Genomic DNA, 19,146 nt, shown 5'->3' on the forward strand with positions numbered 1-19,146 from the left:
GAGTCGCGTTGTTCTGGCCGACGCATGTACAGGTCGATCGCAGGATCAGTCATCACACTCAGGCGGATCCTTGCAGGCGGTGGCGATGCCCTGAGGCTTGAGCTCTTCAGAAAGCAGCAGCTGCGCCCCCTGCGTCACGATCTGGTCGCCGGCGTGAAAGCCAGACGTCACCATGAAGCCGTGGTCGCCCTCGGTGCCGGCCGGCACGTAGCGCCGCGTAAAGCGCCCGGGTGCCGTGCGCACATAGGCCCACGTCTGGCCTCCGTACCACACCACCGCCCGCTGCGGGATCATCAGGCCGGACACGGCCTGGCTCGATGTCGGCACGCGCGCGCTCGTGCGCAGATTGGCTGGCAGCGCGGCATCGGCGATGTAAAGCCATGGGTTGCCCTGCACAGCAGGATCGGCAAGCGGCGAGGCGGAAAGTCGTTGGGCCGGCACCCAGCGGCCGTCGGTCGTACCGACGACGATGCGCTCGGGCGGCGCCATGCCAAAGCTTGCGGGCAACGTGACACGCAGCACGACCGCCTGGCCCGACTGGAGGCGCTGGAACAGCTTCGAGGCGGGTGCCGCTGTGGCATTCGCGAGCGCGTCGCCGAACTGCTGCCGCACTGTGCCCTCAAGGCCGGCCAGCGTGACCCGGGCGGACTGCAGCTTTGCGTCGTCACCCTGCATCGCTGACTGTGCAGCCTGCAGACTCTTCAGCGAAACATTACGGTCGTCGGCGTATAGCGTGCGGCTGCCCTGGTACTGCGTACGCGAACTGACCGCCTGCGCGGTGAGCGTGTCGACGTTCGCGCGCGCGCTGGCGAGCCGGTTGCGCAGATCGAAGAGCGGCTGCAGGTCGATCACCGTGGCGTCGGCGCTGATGCCGGACTGGCTCGTGACAGTTGCGAGCGGCGCAACCTCGATGTGGCTGGCGCGCTGCGCTTCGGGGCTTACGACCACGACCGTTTCGCCGTTGACCGTTTGCACCGCAGACGGTGGGGACGACGGCGCATCGGCGGTTGTCGAGGCTCCCGGATCGTGAACTGCCTGATAGATGTACCAGCCCGCGCCCGAGGCGAAGGCCAGCGAAATGACGGAGAGAAGAATCAGTCGGAGTTTCATCGTGTTGTCTCCTCACCGAGGGGGTGGCTCACTGCCTCATGGCCGACGGGAGCAAGCGGGCTCTGCATTGCATCTTCGAGCGCGCCGGCGGCCTGCTGGACGGCGACCTCGGCGTCCAGCCGCGCGGTCTCGCTGGTCTGATAGTCGGCTTTCGCCTGCGTGAAGGTCAGTCGGTCCGTACTGCCGCTGGAGAAAGCGGCCGCCTGGCTGTCGAGCTGCCGGCGGGCACTCGCCAGATGGGCATCGGACAGCTGCAGCGCTTCGAGGCTCGCCTGGTAGCGCGTCAACGCGTGCTCAAGATCGCCGAGAATCCTGTCCTGCAGCGCAGCGGTACGCACTGCCGCCTCCCTGCGCTTCGCCTCGGCTTCCTTGATGCCGCCCTGGTTCCGGTCAAAGATCGGCATCGTGATACCGGCGAGTCCGAAACCGATCTTGTTGGTGCCCGTGTCGTAGGTGTAGCCGGAGCCGAGGTGAATGTCCGGATACTGTTTCGCGACCTCGAGCTGAAGCGCCGATTCGGCCGCAGCGTAACCGGCGAGCGAAGCGAGCAGATCGGCGCGATGGAAGATGGCTGTACGCTGCGCATCGGCAGCGGGCGGCGCAGGAGGAACCGTGCCGAACGCGCTGAGGTCGAGCGCCACGCTGTCGAGCGCGGCGACCGGCACGCCGATCGCGGCAGCCAGTTGGGCGCGGGCGTCCTGTTCGGCGCTGCGCGCGGCGGCCAGATCACCCTGGGCCTGGGTGTCAGAAAGGACGGCCGCCTCGACGTCGGGCTGGGAATACTGGCCGACGGCGAGTCGGTGGCGGCTCATCACGGCGATCTGCCGCTGGGCTTCAGCCCTGGCAGACACGAAGGCCATGCGTTCACGAGCGGCATAGACAGCGAGCATGGCAGCGCGCACCTGGGCACGGACCGTCCAAGCCGCGTTGAGGATGTTCAGCCGGGCGGCTTCCGACAGGTGGGTCGCCTGATCGACGCGATAGCCGCGCTTGCCCGCGGTCTCGATCGGGATGTCGAGGGCCGGCCCCCACGTGAACGGAGCGCCCGGTCCGGGGTTGGGCGTCGCGTACTGGAATGGCAGTTGCAGGACCGGGTTCGGAATCGCGTCAGCAACCCGGATACCGGCCTTGGCGGTGCCCCACTGCGCTCGCGCGATATCCAGCGCCGGGCTGTAATACCAGGCCGCCAGGGTCAGCATCTCGCGGTTCCAGCGCGCCGGCGGCCATGATTGAACGTCGTGCCCGAGTTCGTGCGCGAGGTACGTACGCAGCCCGTCGCTCGCGAGCGAGCGCTCCTCGAACTGTCGAGCCATCTGGGCCGACGCGATCGGCTGCGCGTGGTAGGTCGCACAGCCAGACAGCAGGGTAAATGCAATCAATATCGCTCGGTGCATTCCGGCATCCACGAGTCTCGCTGCCCGTTCAGGCGGCCCCAGACCCGGATGCTACGCAACCAGTTGTGAAATTTTCGTCAAGAGGGGGCCGGATAGGCACCATCCCCCGTCCCGGCAGGGCTGCCGACAGGCAGACGCAGCGACACGCGCGTGCCGCGCCCCGGTTCGCTTTCGAGTTTGATCTGCCAGCCGTAACGGCCGCAGATCTTTTTCACGATCGCGAGGCCGATGCCGAAGCCGCGTTCCGCCGCGTGCGTCCGGTCCGCCTGATAGAAACGGTCGAACACATGCGGCAGCGCGTGTTCCGGGATACCTGGGCCGGTATCCTCGATATGCAGCCAGCCATCGGCGTAGGAGACATGCACGTGCCCGTGGTCGGTATGTCGGACCGCATTGTCGATCAGGTTCGAGAGCACGATGGCGAGTGCGGACCGGTTCGCTTCTATTTGCGTACTGGGGGCCACATCGACTACCGGTTCGATGCCCCTGTCGGCCAGGCGATCCGCGAGCGGCGTCAGTGCCGTCCAGATCAAGCCCACGAGTCCGACAGGTTCGACGTCCCGCACCGAATCTTCACGTGCCAGCATCAGGAGCACATTGACCCGCTCGCGCATGCTGTCTGCCGCCCGGTCAATCTGCGCAAGCCGCGCGCGCGACTTGCCACTGATGGCGGGATCTTGCTCGAGCAACTCGCAGCTAGTCTTGATCGCGGTAAGCGGCGTGCGCAGTTCATGGCTGACGTTGCCGGTGAATTCCTTCTCCCGCTCGATCATGTCCGCCATGCCTCGATGGTAGTCATTGAACGCGTCAACCAGCCCGACGAGCTCGGCTTCGTCATACCTGCCAGGATCGATCGATGCTGTCCGTTCATGTTTGAGCGCCTTGACCTGCTTCGCAAGGCTGGCCACCTGACGCACCAGCAGGCCCGACACTCCGAACGAGAGCCAGACTGTCAGCAGCGCGAACACCCCCGTGCCGGCCATCAGCGCGTTGATCACCTTCTTGAAATGCTCTTCGTAACGACTGAAGTTGTAGACGCGGTAGAACCGCGTCGTGCCGAACGGGGCGATCGCAACGTGGATCTCTCGCCCGCCGACGATAATCTCGTGGATTCCGTCAGGCAGCGCGCCGACCGTTGCGGGCAGCGCGATCGGCGGCCTGTCCGTCGTCGAGACGTACCCCCGCAGGCGCTGGTCGAACGGCGGCAACTCGGACGGATCCGCGTTGTAGCCGCGCAGCACGCTGGCCATATCGTCCTGGATCAGCGCGGCGATCAGCTTTTCTTCCTGAGCTTCCGCGAGCACCCTGACGCCGAGCGCCTGGGCGAGGAGCAGGACAATCGCGAGCGCCGAGAAAACGAGCGCGACCTTGACGCGCAGGCTACGACGCATGGGAGTCGTCCGCGTCGAGGCGGTAGCCGATCCCGTGGATCGTCTCGACCAATTCCGTCTCGCCGGGTTGGTTCAATGCCTTGCGCAACGTATAGACGTGCGCGCGCAGCGTGTCGCTGCCCGGCAGCTCGTCGCCCCAGACCTCGCTTTCGAGTTCTGCGCGCGTGAATACGCGGGTCGGGGACTGCATCAGGATGCGCAACAGATGCAGGCATTTGGGCTGAAGCTTGATCGGACGGCCGGCGCGCTCGACGGCGAGCGTGCCCAAATCGAGCCGCACGTCCACGAAGCGAAGTTCCGGTACGGCAACCAGGCCGCGATAGCGTTTGGTCAGCGCGTCCAGACGCGCACCGACCTCCTTGAGCGAGAACGGCTTGACCAGATAGTCGTCCGCGCCATACTCGAAGCCGCTCAGCTTGTCGTCGAGCGCATCTCTGGCGGTCAACATCAGGACCGGCGTGTCGCGATGCGCTTCGTCGCGCAGCTTGCGGCACAACATCAGGCCGTCCATCCCGGGCAGCGAGATATCCAGCAAGATCGCATCCCAAGCGTCAGAAAGGGCGAGGTGCAGCCCTGCAGGGCCACTTGACGCGACGTCGACATGAAAGCCGCGGCCTTCCAGATAGTCATAGACGTTCGCGGCGATCGCTGCGTCGTCTTCGATGATGAGCACTTTCATGAGCGAATGGGCAACGGTAAGTTTCTGCGTGCTTCGGATGCATGTGCCGACCTTGCCGTGCAGGGGCGCATTCCGGTCAGCAAGCGCGTCGATCAGCTCAACCCCGCACATTATCGGAAGATGGTGGATCCTAAAGCACCGTCCCGGTGACCCGAAGGCAGGGCGAGATTACTGGTACGGAAGTAAATCGAACGAAGACACCAGGAAGGTCCCGCCAGCACTTCGGAAAGCGCGAAAGCTGCCTCGAACCAAAGGCTCGCGTCGAACACCAAGTGAAGCTTCCTTTCGTCGAGCAACGCGTTTGTGCGGATTACACGCGTATATTCATACTTTGCCGTTGTTTCGTTGACGCTGACGAGCAGGCGGCGATGAAGATTCGCCACGCATGCGGACGGTGTCGAACGGTATCGTCCGGCCGGCGATGGATCGCCGGCCGGACGACAAACAACGCCGTGGACAGCCCGTCAGTGATGAAGATAGATCGAGCGCGACGCAGCGTGAGTCGTGAGGGCATGCCCCGAGTTGCTACCTGCGGATTGTGCGGAGCCGTAACCTGTTGTGTCGGCCTGGGCAGTCGACTGGGACGAGTTCAGCCGCGCTTCTGCCTGCTGGATGGATTGCGGATAGTGAATGTCTTTGCGGGCCGGGTTGTATCCGGCGTGCTCGATCTGAACGAGTTGTGCACGAACTTCCGCTCGCGTAAGACCTTGTCCCGCGAACGCAAGTGCAGGAACCACCGCAAGTGCCAGCATGACAGTTCGAATGGCGAGTTTCATGGCCGTGATCTCCAGTGAGTTGGGAAGGGCAGTCACACGATGTGCGATGCCGTAGAAACAGCATGCGCCTTCCGAACTGAAGATAATGTTAACGATGACGTTGATGAGGCGGTTCGAAAGTGCAATGCGAATGTGCGGTGCGCGGGCCCAGGTGGGCGTTTCGCGCCGGCCTATCGCAGCGGGAAAGGTGTCGGAACAAAAAAAGACCCGGACTCGCACCGGGTCAAACGAGCGCGGCGAACGACAAGCAACGAATTTCAAGCGTCGATTGTTGCTTGCTGCGTTTACCGTCACTCTGCGTGGACGAACGAAACAAGAGCCGCACGGTATCGAACGGGCGCGGCATATGCACGTTGCCATGCCATACTTAAGTTATCCTTAAGCTTAACGGAAATGGGTAACGCGTAAACTGAACTCTTGATATGAGACTCAGCGAGCGATACGGTGCCCGAGTCCAGGCACTCGCCTGACGAGACCCCTGACTTGATCGAGGACAAGCGCGAAGCCCGCGGCAGCGATGCCGACGCCGAGCACCCACGGAAGGGGAAGCGCGGTCACGAGCACGCCTGAAAGCACGAGACCGCAGACAATCGCGGTATCGACAACCGAGGAGAAGACCAGCCAGCGACTCGGTTTCGAATCCCATAGATGGTTCTGCGCCCGGAGTACATAGATCATTGATTGATTGCCGAACGCGATGGCAAGAAAGGCCAATGTCTGTACAGCGTGCGGCGACAATTGGCCACCGAATGCACCGACTGCGACGATCCCTGCCGAAAACACAAGCTTGCATCCGCCGAAGAACGCCGCCGTAAAGACGATCTGCTTCATGTTCCAGTTCTGAGGCTCGCGTCGCGGCTCGACGTGGTCGGTGGTCAGCGACATCGTCAAGAAATCGTTGGTGACGAGCAGGATGATCATGATCATCGGTGTGATCACCGGTTGGTGTAGCGCGATGAGTCCATATGCCATCAGCAGCACGACCTCGATTTTCTTCACGAGCATGTTCAAGGTGTAGGTGAGCAACCGGCGGAATGCCATTCGGCCCTCAATGATGGCTGCAACGACTCCGGATAGTCCGGGCTCGGTAAGCACGATCGCAGCGGCTGCCTTTGCTGCATCACTGGCGCTCGCCACAGCAATGCCGACTTGTGCCTGACGCAGGGCAGGCGCATCGTTGACGCCGTCGCCGCACATGCCGACGACGTGACCGCTCGCCTGAAATGCCTGTACGAGGTGATATTTGTCTTCAGGCATCACACGCGCAAACACATCGAAACCCGATAGCGCGGCCCGGTTGAATCCATCACCGTGCGGACCGGGCTCCGGGCGCAGTCCGACGTCTCGCGCAATAGCGGTCGCCGTCGCGGCCGAGTCGCCCGTTACCATGACCGTTCGTACCCCCAGATCGCGAAGCGACGCGATCAGGCTTGCTGCATCCTCGCGAGGTGGATCGCTGAGGGCGATCAGACCGGCCAGGACGGCTTGCGTGGCAGCGGCTTCCACCGCAACTGCGATGATTCGGTTCCCCCGGCTCGCCAGGTCATCCGCTTTCCGGCGCACGTCCGGCTCGACATTCGCGATTCTCTCGATGGCCTGCAATGCTCCCTTCGCGACACGCATCTGTCCACCGTCGGAAGCTTGGAAGCAGGCCTGCGACATCTTCGTGTCCGGATCGAATGGCTCGCGACGAGTCATGTGATCCTCGACGCCGATGTTGTCTCTCAAAGCTGCCGCTCGAAGGATCGCAGCATCGAGCGGCTCGTCGCCTGTCGGCTCGCAGGTCAGCGCCGCGAGGTGCAGGATCTGCTCAGTCGTGAAGCCGGGCATCGGCACGATCTCGGCGATTTCCGCCGTGTTTTGCGTCAGCGTACCGGTCTTGTCGGAGCAAAGTACGTCCATGGCTGCTGCTTCGTGGACAGCTGACAGGCTGGTCAGCAGCGCGCCCCGTCGACTTAGCGTAAGCGCACTGAGCGCGGCGGAAAGCGTGAACGTCGCCGGTAGTGCCACGGGCACCGATGCGAGCAGCATCGTCAGCGCGAGACGAAGCAATTCCGCTGTGGCGAAGCCGAGGTGGAGGGCGTAGCCTAGCGCAGCCAGTGCGACGACTCCGTTAATTGCGCCCAGGTTACGGACTGTTGCCAGCACTGTGTGCTGTTCGGCGCTCGGTGCACGCGCGATGCGCACCAGTTCGACGGTCCTGCCGAAATATGTGCGTGTGCCGGTGGCCGCGACAACGCCGAATGCGTGACCGCGCTTCACGATTGCACCGGCATAAATCGTTGCGCCGACCGAAATGTCCACAAGCGCGGATTCTCCTGTCAGCATCGACTGATCGGCGGCGACGGATCCGCTCGTCACGCGCACGTCCGCAGGGGAGACCGAACCGATCGGGAGTTCGATCGCATCGTCGGGCACGAGTTCGGCGGCCGGAATCCGGTGCCATTTCCCGTCGCGGCACACTCGGGCCGTCGGTTCGAGCCGCTTCCGCAGAATCGATAGTGCGGCGGAGGCGCGTTGCTCTTGCGCAAGAGACAACGCGATATTGAACGCAAGGAGCAAGCTGATGATTGCTGCCTCGATATAAGCACCGAGCAAGATTTGCAGGGCAATTGCGCCTTCCAGCAGCCATGGCACTGGCGCCCACAACTTGGTCAGCAGGAGTCGTCTGAAGGAGGGCAGCGTTTCGCCAACCACGTTGGGTCCGAATCTGCCCCTACGCTGCTGCGCTTCGGCGGTCGATAGGCCCGTCGGGATGGCGGTCGTCGTGGATTCGGCTGCGGTTTCCGCGTCCGAAGTACCCGCGACCGAGGATGACGTGCTTGCGGACAATGGCATGTCGCTGTAATCGAACGGTTCGATACGCGGACAACGGCGGAAACCGCCTTCCGCACTACCGAAGCACTGAATAGTCGGCTTGTGCGAGTGGACGCTTGGAGATTATCCAGCGTCGATCCCGCGGCCATTGATGTGCGTCAATACAACTCAGGAATTCCTGCCCTCAAGCTTGTCGAACGTTTTCAGCAGGTCGCTCAACGCTGCCGTGCAATTGCCTTGAATCGGGCGATCAGCCCGCAGCGCTTCGAGGGCACGGTCGATTGCCGTGTCGAGTTCATGCCAATCCGCAGCCGCGCGCGGTTTCAAACCGGCTTCCGCGCTGTCCCACGCAACCTCCAGATCCTTGATGCGTGTCCTGCCGCCCGCGAGATCACCTTTCGCCACGAGAGTGGATACGTCGGTTGCGATTGTACGGAATTGGGAGAGGTCGCCGAGTCTCGATACGTTCGACGATGCGCCGTGCTGCGCATCGGTCGCGCTGGACGCCGGTGCCGCCACAGCAGGACTATCGGTTTGCTTTGAGCAGCCGGTGGCGAGAGCAAGCATCGTGCACGCGGAAAGCGCGACGAGCAGACGTGAAGATGCGATTCGACCATTCATGAAGAAGCCTCGCCTCGAGGTTTGTTGAGGAAGTCACTCGACCGCTTCTGCACGCGCGCGACTGCTGGCGCCGAACTGCGCGAAAGCGACGAGCACGATGATCACGGACAGGAACAGTAGGCTCGTCGATGCAGCACCCAGACCGAACCCGCCGTAATTGCGCGATTGGGTGAGCAGATCGCCGAGCGATGCACCGAACGGTCGCGTAAGGATGTACGCAATCCAGAAGGTGAGCACCGCGTTGACGCCGCTGCTCCATGCGACATACACCAGTGCGAGCAGCACGCCGAATACAACAGTACCCAGCGAGAAACCGAGCCCCAAGGCTTCGGTCGCGAGATCGCCCGCAGCGGTACCCAGTGCGAATGTGCACAGGATCGCGGACCAATAGAACAACTCACGCTGCGGCGTGTCGATTGCATCGATCGACAGCGTCCCTTCGATCCGATACCAAATCGTGAAGATCGCGGCGAGAGCGACGGCGAACACGCTCGTGCTGACATACAGACTGACGCCGAGGCCGTCAGTGAGCAGATCGGTGATCTGGGTTCCGACGATGCTTACCAGGACGACCGTGAGCCAGTAGATCCACGGAGTGCAGCGTCGCGTGCGCATCTGCAGGACAAGCGCTATTGCAAGCAAGGACATCATCAAGCCGCGCGTAAAACCTTGGCCCCAGCCCGCGTTGACGGCCAGGTAGTCGGAGGCAGTTTCACCGACGGTGGTGGACATGATTTTGATAATCCAGAACGCAAGCGTGATCTCAGGAACCTTGTTGAGCCAGCGGGAGATAGGCTTGTCGGTAGCGGGCGACATGGTGGCGATTCCTCAGGAGTTGAGTGCCACGCAGTCTAGCTGAGCAGACTTAGGGGAACCTTAGTGTGGCGGAGAAATCGGAAAACCAGGGCCGTCATATGCGCCATTTTCGAAGGCATAAATTTGACATAAGCTAAACTAGCAATTTTTTAGGGTCGCAAGAAAAATACGTCTTTCGGGCCAGATGCGGCTGCCGCACGGGCGTGCCCCGAATGACCGCGTCGCGCCCGTTTTGTTGCCCCGACTCGTTGTCGTTCTGACACCATCCTTAGGCGATCGACGGCTACAGCTGCCATCCCGACTTTCCCTGTAGCACTTCAATTTTTACCTCGCTACGCTGGGCCGCTCTCATCATCGATGCGGAGCCGCTGATGGATCACTGGCGATTGGCTTATCTCGGAATCCGGCAGGTGCCGCGCGAACTGAGCGAATTCGAGCTCGCCACATTCTTCACGTTCTCCAAGCGGGAGCGCGTCGCCATTGATTCACGACGCACGGACCTTTTTCGGCTCGCGGTCGCATTGCACATCGGCTTTCTGCGTATGACCGGCCGGCCGCTTGGCTCGTACAAGCAGATCCCCACTGTTCTTTGGCGACATCTTGGCCGACAGCTGAACGTGAAGCCGCCAGACCTCGGCACGCTACGTTCACTTTACGATGGCAACCTCAAGACCTTATCTGACCACCAGCGCTTTGCTCGGGACGCCATCAATTTTCGCGCCATCGCGGAACATCAACGTCGGTATGTGATCCGTTGGCTCAATGAACCGCACCGGGAATCGTGGAGGCTGGTTGGTTTAAGTTAATGCGGACACGTCAGCGGCATTTCTGAGTTGCCTGTAGTAGTTTGCCTCAGCTTCAGCAGGCGGGATATAGCCGAGCGGTTCCATCAGCCGATGACGGTTGTACCAGGCGACCCATTCCAGCGTTGCCAGTTCGACGGATTCCCTCGTTTTCCAAGGGGCGCGCCGATGAATCAGTTCCGTCTTGTACAGGCCGTTGATCGTCTCGGCCAGCGCATTGTCGTAGCTGTCGCCCCGGCTGCCGACCGACGGCTCGATGCCGGCCTCAGCCAGCCGTTCGCTGTAGCGGATGCTGACGTATTGAGACCCTCTGTCGGAATGATGAATCAAAGTCCCGTCCTCACCCGGTTGGCGGGCGTACAGCGCTTGTTCAAGTGCATCCAGAACGAAGTCCGTGGTCATCGACGAGCTGACGCGCCAGCCAACAATACGGCGGGCAAACACGTCGATCACGAATGCCACGTACAGCCAGCCTTGCCATGTCGAGACATACGTAAAATCCGACACCCAGAGCTGATTCGGTCGGTCAGCCTTGAACTGCCGGTTGACTCGGTCCAGCGGGCGCGGCGCGGTCACCTCGGGAATCGTCGTGCGAACACGCTTACCGCGAACTGCGCCACGCAAGCCCTGCAGTTTCATCAACCGTCCGACCGTGCAGCGTGCCACTGCAATGCCTTCCCGGTTCATCTGCTTCCAGACCTTCGGCACGCCGTAGACCTGCATGTTGGCCTGCCAGACACGCTTGATCTCCGGTTGCAAAAGCTCATCGCGTTTCGCGCGGGCGCAGCGCTTCGACGGATCGCGAAGTTGTGCTGCATGGCGTCGGTAGCCCGACGGGGCAATCCGCAAGACCTTGCAGATCGGCTCGACCCCGAAGGTGTCGCGATGCTGATCAATGAAGGCCTTCAGGACTTGAAACGGCGGTCGAGCTCCGCCTGGGCGAAAAACGCGCTCGCCAGTTTGAGAATCTCATTGGTCCGGCGCAGTTCCTTGACCTCGCGCTCCAAGGCCTTGATGCGTTCACGCTCGGCCGTACTCACGCCATCGCGCTCTCCACGGTCGACCTCGTCGCGCTTAACCCAATCCAACAACGTCTGCGGCGTGCAGCCGATCATCGGCGCAATCGATTCGACTGCCGCCCACATCGACGGGTGCTCGCTACGCTGCTCGCGTACGAGGCGCACTGCGCGCTCTCGGACTTCCGGGGAAAACTTGCTTGGCTTCTTGTTCATGGCTCCATTCTCTCAAGAGTTGGAGCCTCCACAAAACTCGGGGCGGTTCAATTCGCCCGTCCGGGTACTCCCATACATCGATATAGCGGTGAATCAGCTTCCGGTTGACCGGTGTGTCGTCCAGCAAGTAAAGCACTCGGTCGTACAGCACTGTCAGCGATTTCGATACCCGACGTGTTTCGCGCCAGGTCAACACCGTGTCCAGATTCTCGTCATCCCGCAGCGGCCGATGCGCATTGAAATCGCTCTTCGGCGGCTTCGCAAAGCGTGTGTTGTAAGCAGCGATGAAGGAGGGCGCATAGGCGTTGGCGTCGTTGACTGTGCTGATGCCGCGCAATCTCAACTCCTTGACCAGCCGATCCTGCAGCGTCAGGTGCGCACGCTCAACGCGCCCCTTGGCCGAGCTGCTGTTCGCGCAGAACGTGTCGATGTTCAACTCGAACATCGCCCGGCCAAAGTGCGTCACGCTGCTGCCGGTTTTGCCCGCGGTCGTGCTGCGAAATACGCTGGCTTTGTCGCTGTAAAACGCTACCGGCTTGCCGTGGCGCTCGATGTATGCCCGCGTCGCCTCGAAGTAGCTGAAGGTCGATTCGGTCTGCGTGAAGTGCAACATCATCAGCCGGCTCGTCGCATCGTCGACGTACACCAGCAGCATGCAGGCCTGCGCCCGTTCCTCGAACCACCGATGGTCGCTGCCATCGATCTGGATCAGCTCGCCCAGGCACGCCCGGCGTGCTCGTGGCTGATAAACCTTCGGTGGTCGCTGTCGGCGCGGAATCCACAAGCCAGCGTCCGTCATCAGCTTCCTGACCGTTTCCTTGGCCAGCCCGATACCGTGGCATTCCCGGAGCTTCTCGCACGCCAGTGTCGGCCCGAAATCGGCGTAGCGATCCCGGATGATCGTCAGGGCCCGCTGGGCCAACTCCGCATCCAGCCGCCGGTTGCCAGGACCGCCACGCTTGCGCGAGGTCAGGCCCGCCGCGCCAGACTCCCGGTATCGAATCACCAGCCGCTCGATCTGCCGGACCGTCAGGCCCAGGCGTTCGGCCGCGCGACCGGGCTTCAGCCCCAAATCCACCACGGCCTGGATTACCTTCAGACGGTCGAGTTCTCGCATGTTCAATGTCACCAGAGCTGTTCGGTGCATCGCCGGCTCCATGATCTGACGGGGAGCCGGCAAGCTTACCGAGGTCCAAAACGCGACATTTCTAAATGGCTGGAACACGACATTTCTAAAAAGCTACTACATCGCTCAGATTGATAATTCACGTTATGTAAAGTCTAAAATAGGCAACTCAAACCCAGCACCACCAACCACCGCTCAACCGCGCGCCGCGCGAAACGCGGCGCGCGCACGGCATCACCTGACCATCAAACCGCCATCACCGTCACCGACTTCGTGACGAGATACGGTTCGAGCGCTTCCGGCCCGCCTTCCGACCCATAGCCCGAATCCTTGACGCCACCGAACGGCATTTCCGGCCACGGCGTAGCCGGCTGGTTGATCCACAGCATCCCGACTTCGAGTCGCTGCGTCAGCAGATGCACGTTCGCGAACGAACGCGTGAACGCGTAGCCGGCCAGCCCGAACGGCAGACGGTTCGCTTCCGAGATCGCATCCTCGAGCTTGTCGAAGCCGCGAATCGCAGCAACGGGGCCGAACGGCTCGTTGTTGAACACGTCGGCTTCGAGCGGCACGTTCGCGATCACGGTCGGCGCGAAGAAGTTGCCTTCCGAGCCGATCCGCTCGCCGCCGGTCTCGATGCTCGCGCCGACCTTGCGCGCGTTCTCGACGACCGACGCCATCGCGGTCAGCCGGCGCGGATTCGCCAGCGCGCCGAGCGTCGTGCCTTCGTCGAGACCGTTGCCGATCTTGAGCCCCTGCGCATGCGCAACCAGCGCACGCGTGAATTCGTCGCGGATGCTGTTGTGCACGAGGAAACGCGTCGGCGAGATGCACACCTGGCCCGCGTTGCGGAACTTCGCGCCACCGGCAGCCTTCACCGCGAGCGCGACGTCCGCATCCTCGGCGACAATCACCGGTGCGTGGCCGCCCAGCTCCATCGTCGCGCGCTTCATGTGCTGGCCGGCCAGCGCCGCCAGCTGCTTGCCGACCGGTGTCGAACCCGTGAACGTCACCTTGCGGATCACCGGATGCGGAATCAGATACGACGAGATTTCCGCGGGATCGCCGTACACGAGACCGACGACGCCCGCAGGCACACCGGCGTCGACGAACGCGCGCAACAGCGCAGCCGGCGATGCCGGCGTCTCCTCCGGCGCCTTCACGAGGAACGAGCAGCCGGTCGCGAGCGCCGCGCACAGCTTGCGCACGACCTGGTTGACCGGGAAGTTCCACGGCGTGAACGCCGCGACCGGACCGACCGGCTCCTTCACGACCATCTGCTGCGCGCCGAGATTGCGCGGCGGCACGATGCGGCCGTACACGCGGCGGCCTTCGTCGGCGAACCATTCGATGATGTCGGCTGCCGACAGTACCTCGATGCGCGCTTCCGTCAGCGGCTTGCCTTGCTCCTGCGTCATCAGTTGCGCGATCGCATCGGCGCGCTCGCGCACCAGCGCGGCGGCCTTGCGCATCGTCGCCGCGCGCTCGTGCGCGGGCACCTTGCGCCACGCTTCGAAGCCGCGCTGTGCCGCGGCAAGCGCGCGGTCGAGATCGGCGATGCCCGCGTGGGCCACCTTGCCGATCGCCTTGCCGGTCGCCGGGTTCACGACGTCGATCGTCTTGCCGCTCGCGGCGTCGACCCACTCGCCGTCGATCAGCAGTTGTGTATCCGTATAAGTCACGTTAGCCATCCAGACACCCCTACTTTGCGTCGATAAATCGCGCGCTGCCGCGAACGGCCGCGCGCCGGTTGACAGAAAAAGCCGCGCTACCGCGCGCGGCATGCGGCAGCTCGACGACAGGCACGCGGTACGCGCGCCCGTCGTGGTTCGCCGCACCCGGCCGGGCTCAACGCGCGGCCGCCGTCGCCTTGCGGAGTTTCGCGACCTCCGCAGCCTGCACGGCCGGCGCGCCGTTGTTCCAGCCTGCGCGCATGAACGTCAGCACATCGGCGATCTGCCGGTCGTTCAACTGGTCCGCGAACGCCGGCATCGGATACGCCGACGGCACGCCGCCGATGACGAGCGTGTCGCTTCCGTTCAGCGTCACGTTGATCAGCGACGACGCATCGGCTTCGAGCACGTTCGGGTTGCCGGCGATCGGCGCGAGCAGCGGCGCATAACCGCGACCGTCGGCGCCATGGCAATGCAGGCAGTAAGCGTTATACACCTTCGCGCCCGGATCGTTCGCCGGCCGACCCAGCGCGACCTGCGTCGCCTTGGGATCGTAGCTGTAAGGCGGCGCACCCGTGCCGCCCGCCGCCGGCAACGATTTGAGGTAGCGCGAGATCGCCGCCAGATCGTCGTCGCTCAGCGCCTGCGTGCTGTGGTTGATCACGCCGACCATCGCGCCGAATGCGGTCGCATGCCGGTTCGCGCCGGTCTTCAGGAACTGCGCGACCTCGGCGTCGCTCCAGCGGCCGAGCCCGGTATTGGGCTCCGCCGTCAGGTTCGACGCGAACCAGTTGTCGAGCGCCGCACCGGACAGGAACGCACTGCCGCCCTCGTCCAGCGCCTTTTCCTGGAAGCCGACGCCGCGCGGCGTATGGCACGACCCGCAATGGCCGAGACCCTGCACGAGATACGCGCCGCGATTCCACGCCGCATCCTTGGCCGGCTTGTCGGTGTACGGCGTCGTGTCGAGGAACACGGCGTTCCACAGCGCCAGCGGCCAGCGCATGTTGAGCGGCCACGGAATGTCGGAAGCACGATTGGCCTGCTTCACCGGCTCGACGCCGTGCATGAAGTACGCGTACAAAGCCTTCACGTCGTCGTCGCGCAGTTTCGCGTACGACGGATACGGCATCGCCGGATACAGCCGATGGCCGTCCTTCGCGACGCCCGAGCGCAGCGCGGCCGCGAACTGCGCCTCCGTGTAGCCGCCGATGCCGGTGTCCGGGTCGGGCGTGATGTTGGTCGTGTAGATCGCGCCCATCGGCGTGGCCATCTTCAGGCCGCCGGCGAACGGCGCGCCGCGCGGCGCGGTATGGCACGCGATGCAGTCGCCGGCTTTCGCGAGATACGCGCCGCGCTCGACGAGCGCGCTGTCGGCCGGCGCGGCCGTCGCGGCGCGCGCCGCGAACGGCGTCAGCGCGGCAAGCGCCAGCAGCGACGCACCGAGCATGCGCACGGCACGATTCACGGGATTCAGAGACAGATTTTGCATGGTTCGTTCTCCCGTCAGGCCGTCTTCAACTGGCCGCCGACCGGCAGCTTGCGCAGCCGCTTGCCGGTTGCCGCGAAGATCGCGTTCGCGACGGCCGCCGCGGTGGCCGCGGTGCCCGGTTCGCCGATGCCGCCCGGCGCCTCGGCGCTCTTGACGAGGTGAACCTCGATCGGCGGCGTCTCGTTGATGCGCAGCACCCGGTAATCGTTGAAGTTGCTCTGCACGACGCGCCCGTCCTTGATCGTGATCTCGCCGTACAACGCCCCGGTGATCCCGAAGATGATGCCGCCCTGCACCTGCGCCTCGATCGTGCTCGGGTTCACCACCATCCCGCAGTCGACCGCACACACGGCGCGCTTGACCTGCACTTCGCCGTCCTCCACCGCGACGTCGATCACGATCGAGAAGAAGCTGCCGAACGCGTGCATCACCGACACGCCGCGCCCTTGCCCCTTCGGCAACGGCGAACCCCATCCGGCCGCCTTGGTCGCGACGTCGAGCACGTTGCGCGCGCGCGGCGTCTTGCCGAGCAGCGCGCGGCGGTATTGCGCGGGATCGGTGCTGGTCTGCGCGGCGAGTTCGTCGATGAAGCTCTCGACCACGAACGTGCTGCGGGTCGGGCCGACGCCGCGCCAGAACGCGGTCGGCACGTGGCGCGGCTCCTGGCGCACGTAGTCGACGAGCTGATTCGGCAGGTCGTACGGCAGATCCGCCGCCACCTCGACCGCATCGGGATCGACGCCGTTGCGGAACGCCGGCGGCGCGAAGCGGGCAAGAATCGACGAGCCGACGATCCGGTGCTGCCATGCCACCGGCTTGCCGTTCGCGTCCAGGCCGGCCGAGATCTTGTCGTAGTAGTACGGGCGATACATGTCGTGCTGGATGTCTTCCTCGCGCGTCCACACGACCTTCACCGGCGCGTTCACCTGCTTCGCGATCTTCACCGCCTGCGCGACCATGTCCGTCTCGAGCCGACGGCCGAAACCGCCGCCGAGCAGATGGTTGTGCACGACGATCCGCTCGGGCGCCAGGCCCGTCAGACCGTGCACGGTGTCGCGCACGCGCGTCGGCACCTGCGTGCCGACCCACACGTCGCAGCCATCGCCGCGCACGTGCACCGTGCAGTTGACCGGCTCCATCGTCGCGTGCGCGAGCAACGGTTGCTCGTAGACGGCATCGATGCGCGTCTTCGCGTGCGCGAACGCGTTGCCGACGTCGCCCTCCTTGCGCGCGACCGCGCCCTTGCCGTTCGCGGCGGCGTGCGCGAGATCGGCGACGATGTCCTGCGTCGACACCTTCGCGTCGGCGCCTTCGTTCCACTTGACGACCAGCGCGGACGCGCCGCGCTTGGCGGCCCACGTGTGGTCGCCGACGACCGCGACCGCGTCGTCGGCGCGCACCACCTGGCGCACGCCGGGAATCTTCTTGGCGGCCGTAGCGTCGACGCTCGCGACCGTCCCGCCGAACACCGGGCTGTTCACGATCACCGCGTACAGCATGCCGGGCAGCCTCACGTCGAGCCCGAACTGCGCGGTGCCGTCGACCTTCTCCGGCGAATCGAGCCGCTTCACCGGCTTGCCGATCAGCTTGAAATCGGCCGGCTTCTTCAGCGCGACGTCCTTCGGCACCGGCAGCTTCGCTGCGGCGTCCGCAAGCTGGCCATACGATGCGCGCCGGCCGCTCGGCGGGTGCTGCACTTCGCCGTTTTCCGCGCGGCACGCGGCCGGATCGACGCTCCATTGCTTCGCTGCGGCAGACACCAGCAACGTGCGCGCGGTCGCGCCGGCGCGCCGCAGCGGCTCCCAGGCATAGCGCACCGACGTCGAGCCGCCGGTCAGCTGGCCGCCGAGCAGCGGATCGGAGAACAGCTTCTCGTTCGGCGGCGCATGGTCGAGCGTGACGCTCGACAGCGGCACCTCGAGCTCCTCGGCGATCAGCATCGGCAGCGCCGTGTAGACGCCCTGTCCCATCTCGACCTTCGGCATCACGAGCGTGACCTGGCCGGCGCGATCGATCTGCACGAACGCGTTCGGCGCGAATACGCCTGGGCGCGCGGGTTCATCCGCGTCGCCGCCGATCACCGAGCGCCGCGCTTCGCCGCCCGCCGCCGGCATGCTGAAGCCGAGCAGCAGGCCGCCGCCCGCGGCCGCGCCGAGCGACATGCCGGCCTTCAGAAATGAACGGCGCGACACGCGCGCGCCGGCCCGCCCTGCTTCGATCAGTCCTCGCGACATCTCAGCCTCCGTTCGCGGCGTGTTTGACCGCTGCGCGAATCCGGTTGTAGGTGCCGCAGCGGCAGATGTTGCCTGCCATCGCCGCGTCGATGTCGGCGTCGCTCGGATGCGGGTTCGACGCGATCAGCGCGGTGGCCGCCATCACCTGCCCGGACTGGCAATAGCCGCACTGCACCACGTCGAGCTCGCGCCATGCTTCCTGCACCTTCTGGCCGGCCGGCGTTGCGCCGACGGCTTCGATCGTCGTGATCTTGCGGCCGGCGACGGCTGCGACCGGCAGCACGCACGAACGCGCCGCGACGCCGTCGAGATGCACGGTGCATGCGCCGCACTGCGCGATGCCGCAACCGAATTTCGTGCCGGTGAGGCCGACGACGTCGCGCAGCACCCACAGCAGGGGCATGTCGTCAGGCGCGTCGACCGTGCGGCTTTCGCCGTTGATATTGAGGGTGACCATTCAGCCTCCGGGGCCGGTTTATTGGGGAGACGGCGCGGATGATCTGCTGCGCCGCGTTATTGTCGTCATTGCCGCTGCGTGATGCGCAGCGGCTGCCGTGCGGCTCGGGGCGGGAGGCGAGCCGCACGGGTGCTGCTGCGGCGTCAGTCGGCCACGTCGAGGCCGGCCAGCACCTTGATGACCGGCGGCGCCGAGAACCAGTCCGCCGACTTCGTCCGGAACTGCGTGAAGTGCGGGCTGGCGAGGTGCGCATCGAATGCGGCCTGGTCGTCGTAGACCTCGTACAGGTGCAGGTTCGGCGAACCGTCCTGCTCGCGGAACAGGTCGTAGCGGCGGTTGCCCGGCTCGACCCGCGTCTTCGCGACCATGCTGCGCAATTCGGCCTCGGCAGCCTGGAAGTGTTCGGGTTTCACGAACAATGAAGCAATCACGTGTAGCGCCATCTTTCACTCCTTTGGAAACGGAAACGAGCATGCCACAAGCCGGCGTTGCGCGACGCCAGCGTGCAGTGGAGGTGCGGCTGCG

14 protein-coding genes, 2 pseudogenes and 1 other annotated feature are annotated in these 19,146 nt (G+C 64.3%); of the genes and pseudogenes, 1 reads left to right on the top strand and 15 read right to left on the bottom strand.

Going from position 1 to position 19,146, the window contains the following annotated elements; translation table 11 throughout:
* Positions 1–45: 45 nt before the first annotated feature.
* The 8 genes from AK36_RS04815 to AK36_RS04845 all read right to left on the bottom strand — a co-directional run bounded on the left by AK36_RS04815 (position 46) and on the right by AK36_RS04845 (position 9,604).
* Complete coding sequence (locus AK36_RS04815; RefSeq protein WP_045577993.1) at positions 46–1,110, bottom strand: efflux RND transporter periplasmic adaptor subunit; 1,065 nt, start codon at positions 1,108–1,110, stop codon at positions 46–48.
* A complete protein-coding gene (locus AK36_RS04820; protein ID WP_045577994.1) occupies positions 1,107–2,504 on the bottom strand; it encodes a TolC family protein in 1,398 nt (465 codons plus the stop codon). The genes AK36_RS04815 and AK36_RS04820 overlap by 4 nt, the downstream gene beginning before the upstream one ends.
* 77 nt (positions 2,505–2,581) lie before the next feature.
* Positions 2,582–3,895: a sensor histidine kinase gene (locus AK36_RS04825; protein ID WP_045577995.1), complete on the bottom strand. Its 1,314-nt coding sequence runs from the start codon at positions 3,893–3,895 to the stop codon at positions 2,582–2,584.
* Positions 3,885–4,574 (bottom strand): response regulator transcription factor, encoded by a 690-nt coding sequence (locus tag AK36_RS04830; RefSeq protein WP_045577996.1) that lies wholly within the window; start codon positions 4,572–4,574, stop codon positions 3,885–3,887. Before AK36_RS04830 ends, AK36_RS04825 begins: the two co-directional genes overlap by 11 nt.
* Before the next feature lie 464 nt (positions 4,575–5,038).
* Complete coding sequence (locus AK36_RS34720; RefSeq protein ID WP_080938648.1) at positions 5,039–5,350, bottom strand: DUF4148 domain-containing protein; 312 nt, start codon at positions 5,348–5,350, stop codon at positions 5,039–5,041.
* A 429-nt stretch (positions 5,351–5,779) separates the two neighbouring features.
* Positions 5,780–8,188, bottom strand: a complete 2,409-nt coding sequence (locus AK36_RS04835; protein WP_052691545.1) for an HAD-IC family P-type ATPase — start codon at positions 8,186–8,188, stop codon at positions 5,780–5,782.
* A gap of 147 nt (positions 8,189–8,335) precedes the next feature.
* Entirely contained in the window at positions 8,336–8,788 is a 453-nt protein-coding gene (locus tag AK36_RS04840; protein WP_045577997.1) for a hypothetical protein, read from the bottom strand.
* A 33-nt stretch (positions 8,789–8,821) separates the two neighbouring features.
* A complete protein-coding gene (locus AK36_RS04845) occupies positions 8,822–9,604 on the bottom strand; it encodes a COG4705 family protein (RefSeq protein ID WP_045577998.1) in 783 nt (260 codons plus the stop codon).
* Positions 9,605–9,975: 371 nt separating this feature from the next.
* Between AK36_RS04845 and AK36_RS04850 the strand changes: the two are divergent.
* Positions 9,976–10,371: pseudogene (locus AK36_RS04850) on the top strand (DUF4158 domain-containing protein); the annotation flags it as partial.
* Between the two features lie 30 nt (positions 10,372–10,401).
* On the opposite strand, the gene AK36_RS04855 reads toward AK36_RS04850, so the two are convergent.
* From AK36_RS04855 to AK36_RS04890, 7 genes and pseudogenes are all read right to left on the bottom strand, one after another.
* A protein-coding gene (locus AK36_RS04855) for an IS3 family transposase (protein ID WP_106919311.1) occupies positions 10,402–11,639 on the bottom strand; the annotation gives its coding sequence in 2 pieces (ribosomal slippage) (positions 10,402–11,348 and positions 11,348–11,639; 1,239 coding nt in all).
* Positions 11,242–11,358, bottom strand: a sequence feature (AL1L pseudoknot). (Overlaps the previous gene by 117 nt.)
* A 46-nt stretch (positions 11,640–11,685) precedes the next feature.
* A pseudogene (locus AK36_RS04865) lies at positions 11,686–12,786 on the bottom strand (ISNCY family transposase); the annotation flags it as partial.
* Positions 12,787–13,010: 224 nt separating this feature from the next.
* On the bottom strand, positions 13,011–14,456 hold the full coding sequence (locus tag AK36_RS04870) for an NAD-dependent succinate-semialdehyde dehydrogenase (RefSeq protein ID WP_011882248.1): 1,446 nt from the start codon (positions 14,454–14,456) through the stop codon (positions 13,011–13,013).
* Between the two features lie 157 nt (positions 14,457–14,613).
* Positions 14,614–15,930, bottom strand: a complete 1,317-nt coding sequence (locus AK36_RS04875) for a c-type cytochrome (RefSeq protein ID WP_011882247.1) — start codon at positions 15,928–15,930, stop codon at positions 14,614–14,616.
* A 14-nt stretch (positions 15,931–15,944) separates the two neighbouring features.
* Positions 15,945–18,164 (bottom strand): xanthine dehydrogenase family protein molybdopterin-binding subunit, encoded by a 2,220-nt coding sequence (locus tag AK36_RS04880; RefSeq protein WP_045578000.1) that lies wholly within the window; start codon positions 18,162–18,164, stop codon positions 15,945–15,947.
* 1 nt (position 18,165) lies between these two features.
* Complete coding sequence (locus tag AK36_RS04885) at positions 18,166–18,621, bottom strand: (2Fe-2S)-binding protein (RefSeq protein WP_011882245.1); 456 nt, start codon at positions 18,619–18,621, stop codon at positions 18,166–18,168.
* Positions 18,622–18,764: 143 nt separating this feature from the next.
* Positions 18,765–19,064, bottom strand: a complete 300-nt coding sequence (locus AK36_RS04890; protein WP_011882244.1) for a putative quinol monooxygenase — start codon at positions 19,062–19,064, stop codon at positions 18,765–18,767.
* Positions 19,065–19,146 lie beyond the last annotated feature (82 nt).

This window comes from Burkholderia vietnamiensis LMG 10929 (assembly GCF_000959445.1).
Lineage (GTDB): Bacteria > Pseudomonadota > Gammaproteobacteria > Burkholderiales > Burkholderiaceae > Burkholderia > Burkholderia vietnamiensis.

Bases quoted from the DNA above. Each gene is read 5' to 3' on its own strand.
- AK36_RS04890 (WP_011882244.1), bottom strand. From the start codon at position 19,064: ATGGCGCTACACGTGATTGCTTCATTGTTCGTGAAACCCGAACACTTC.
- AK36_RS04875 (WP_011882247.1), bottom strand. From the start codon at position 15,930: ATGCAAAATCTGTCTCTGAATCCCGTGAATCGTGCCGTGCGCATGCTC.
- AK36_RS04835 (WP_052691545.1), bottom strand. From the start codon at position 8,188: ATGCCATTGTCCGCAAGCACGTCATCCTCGGTCGCGGGTACTTCGGAC.
- AK36_RS04820 (WP_045577994.1), bottom strand. From the start codon at position 2,504: ATGCACCGAGCGATATTGATTGCATTTACCCTGCTGTCTGGCTGTGCG.
- AK36_RS04885 (WP_011882245.1), bottom strand. From the start codon at position 18,621: ATGGTCACCCTCAATATCAACGGCGAAAGCCGCACGGTCGACGCGCCT.
- AK36_RS04830 (WP_045577996.1), bottom strand. From the start codon at position 4,574: ATGAAAGTGCTCATCATCGAAGACGACGCAGCGATCGCCGCGAACGTC.
- AK36_RS04840 (WP_045577997.1), bottom strand. From the start codon at position 8,788: ATGAATGGTCGAATCGCATCTTCACGTCTGCTCGTCGCGCTTTCCGCG.
- AK36_RS04845 (WP_045577998.1), bottom strand. From the start codon at position 9,604: ATGTCGCCCGCTACCGACAAGCCTATCTCCCGCTGGCTCAACAAGGTT.
- AK36_RS04815 (WP_045577993.1), bottom strand. From the start codon at position 1,110: ATGAAACTCCGACTGATTCTTCTCTCCGTCATTTCGCTGGCCTTCGCC.
- AK36_RS34720 (WP_080938648.1), bottom strand. From the start codon at position 5,350: ATGAAACTCGCCATTCGAACTGTCATGCTGGCACTTGCGGTGGTTCCT.
- AK36_RS04880 (WP_045578000.1), bottom strand. From the start codon at position 18,164: ATGTCGCGAGGACTGATCGAAGCAGGGCGGGCCGGCGCGCGCGTGTCG.
- AK36_RS04870 (WP_011882248.1), bottom strand. From the start codon at position 14,456: ATGGCTAACGTGACTTATACGGATACACAACTGCTGATCGACGGCGAG.
- AK36_RS04825 (WP_045577995.1), bottom strand. From the start codon at position 3,895: ATGCGTCGTAGCCTGCGCGTCAAGGTCGCGCTCGTTTTCTCGGCGCTC.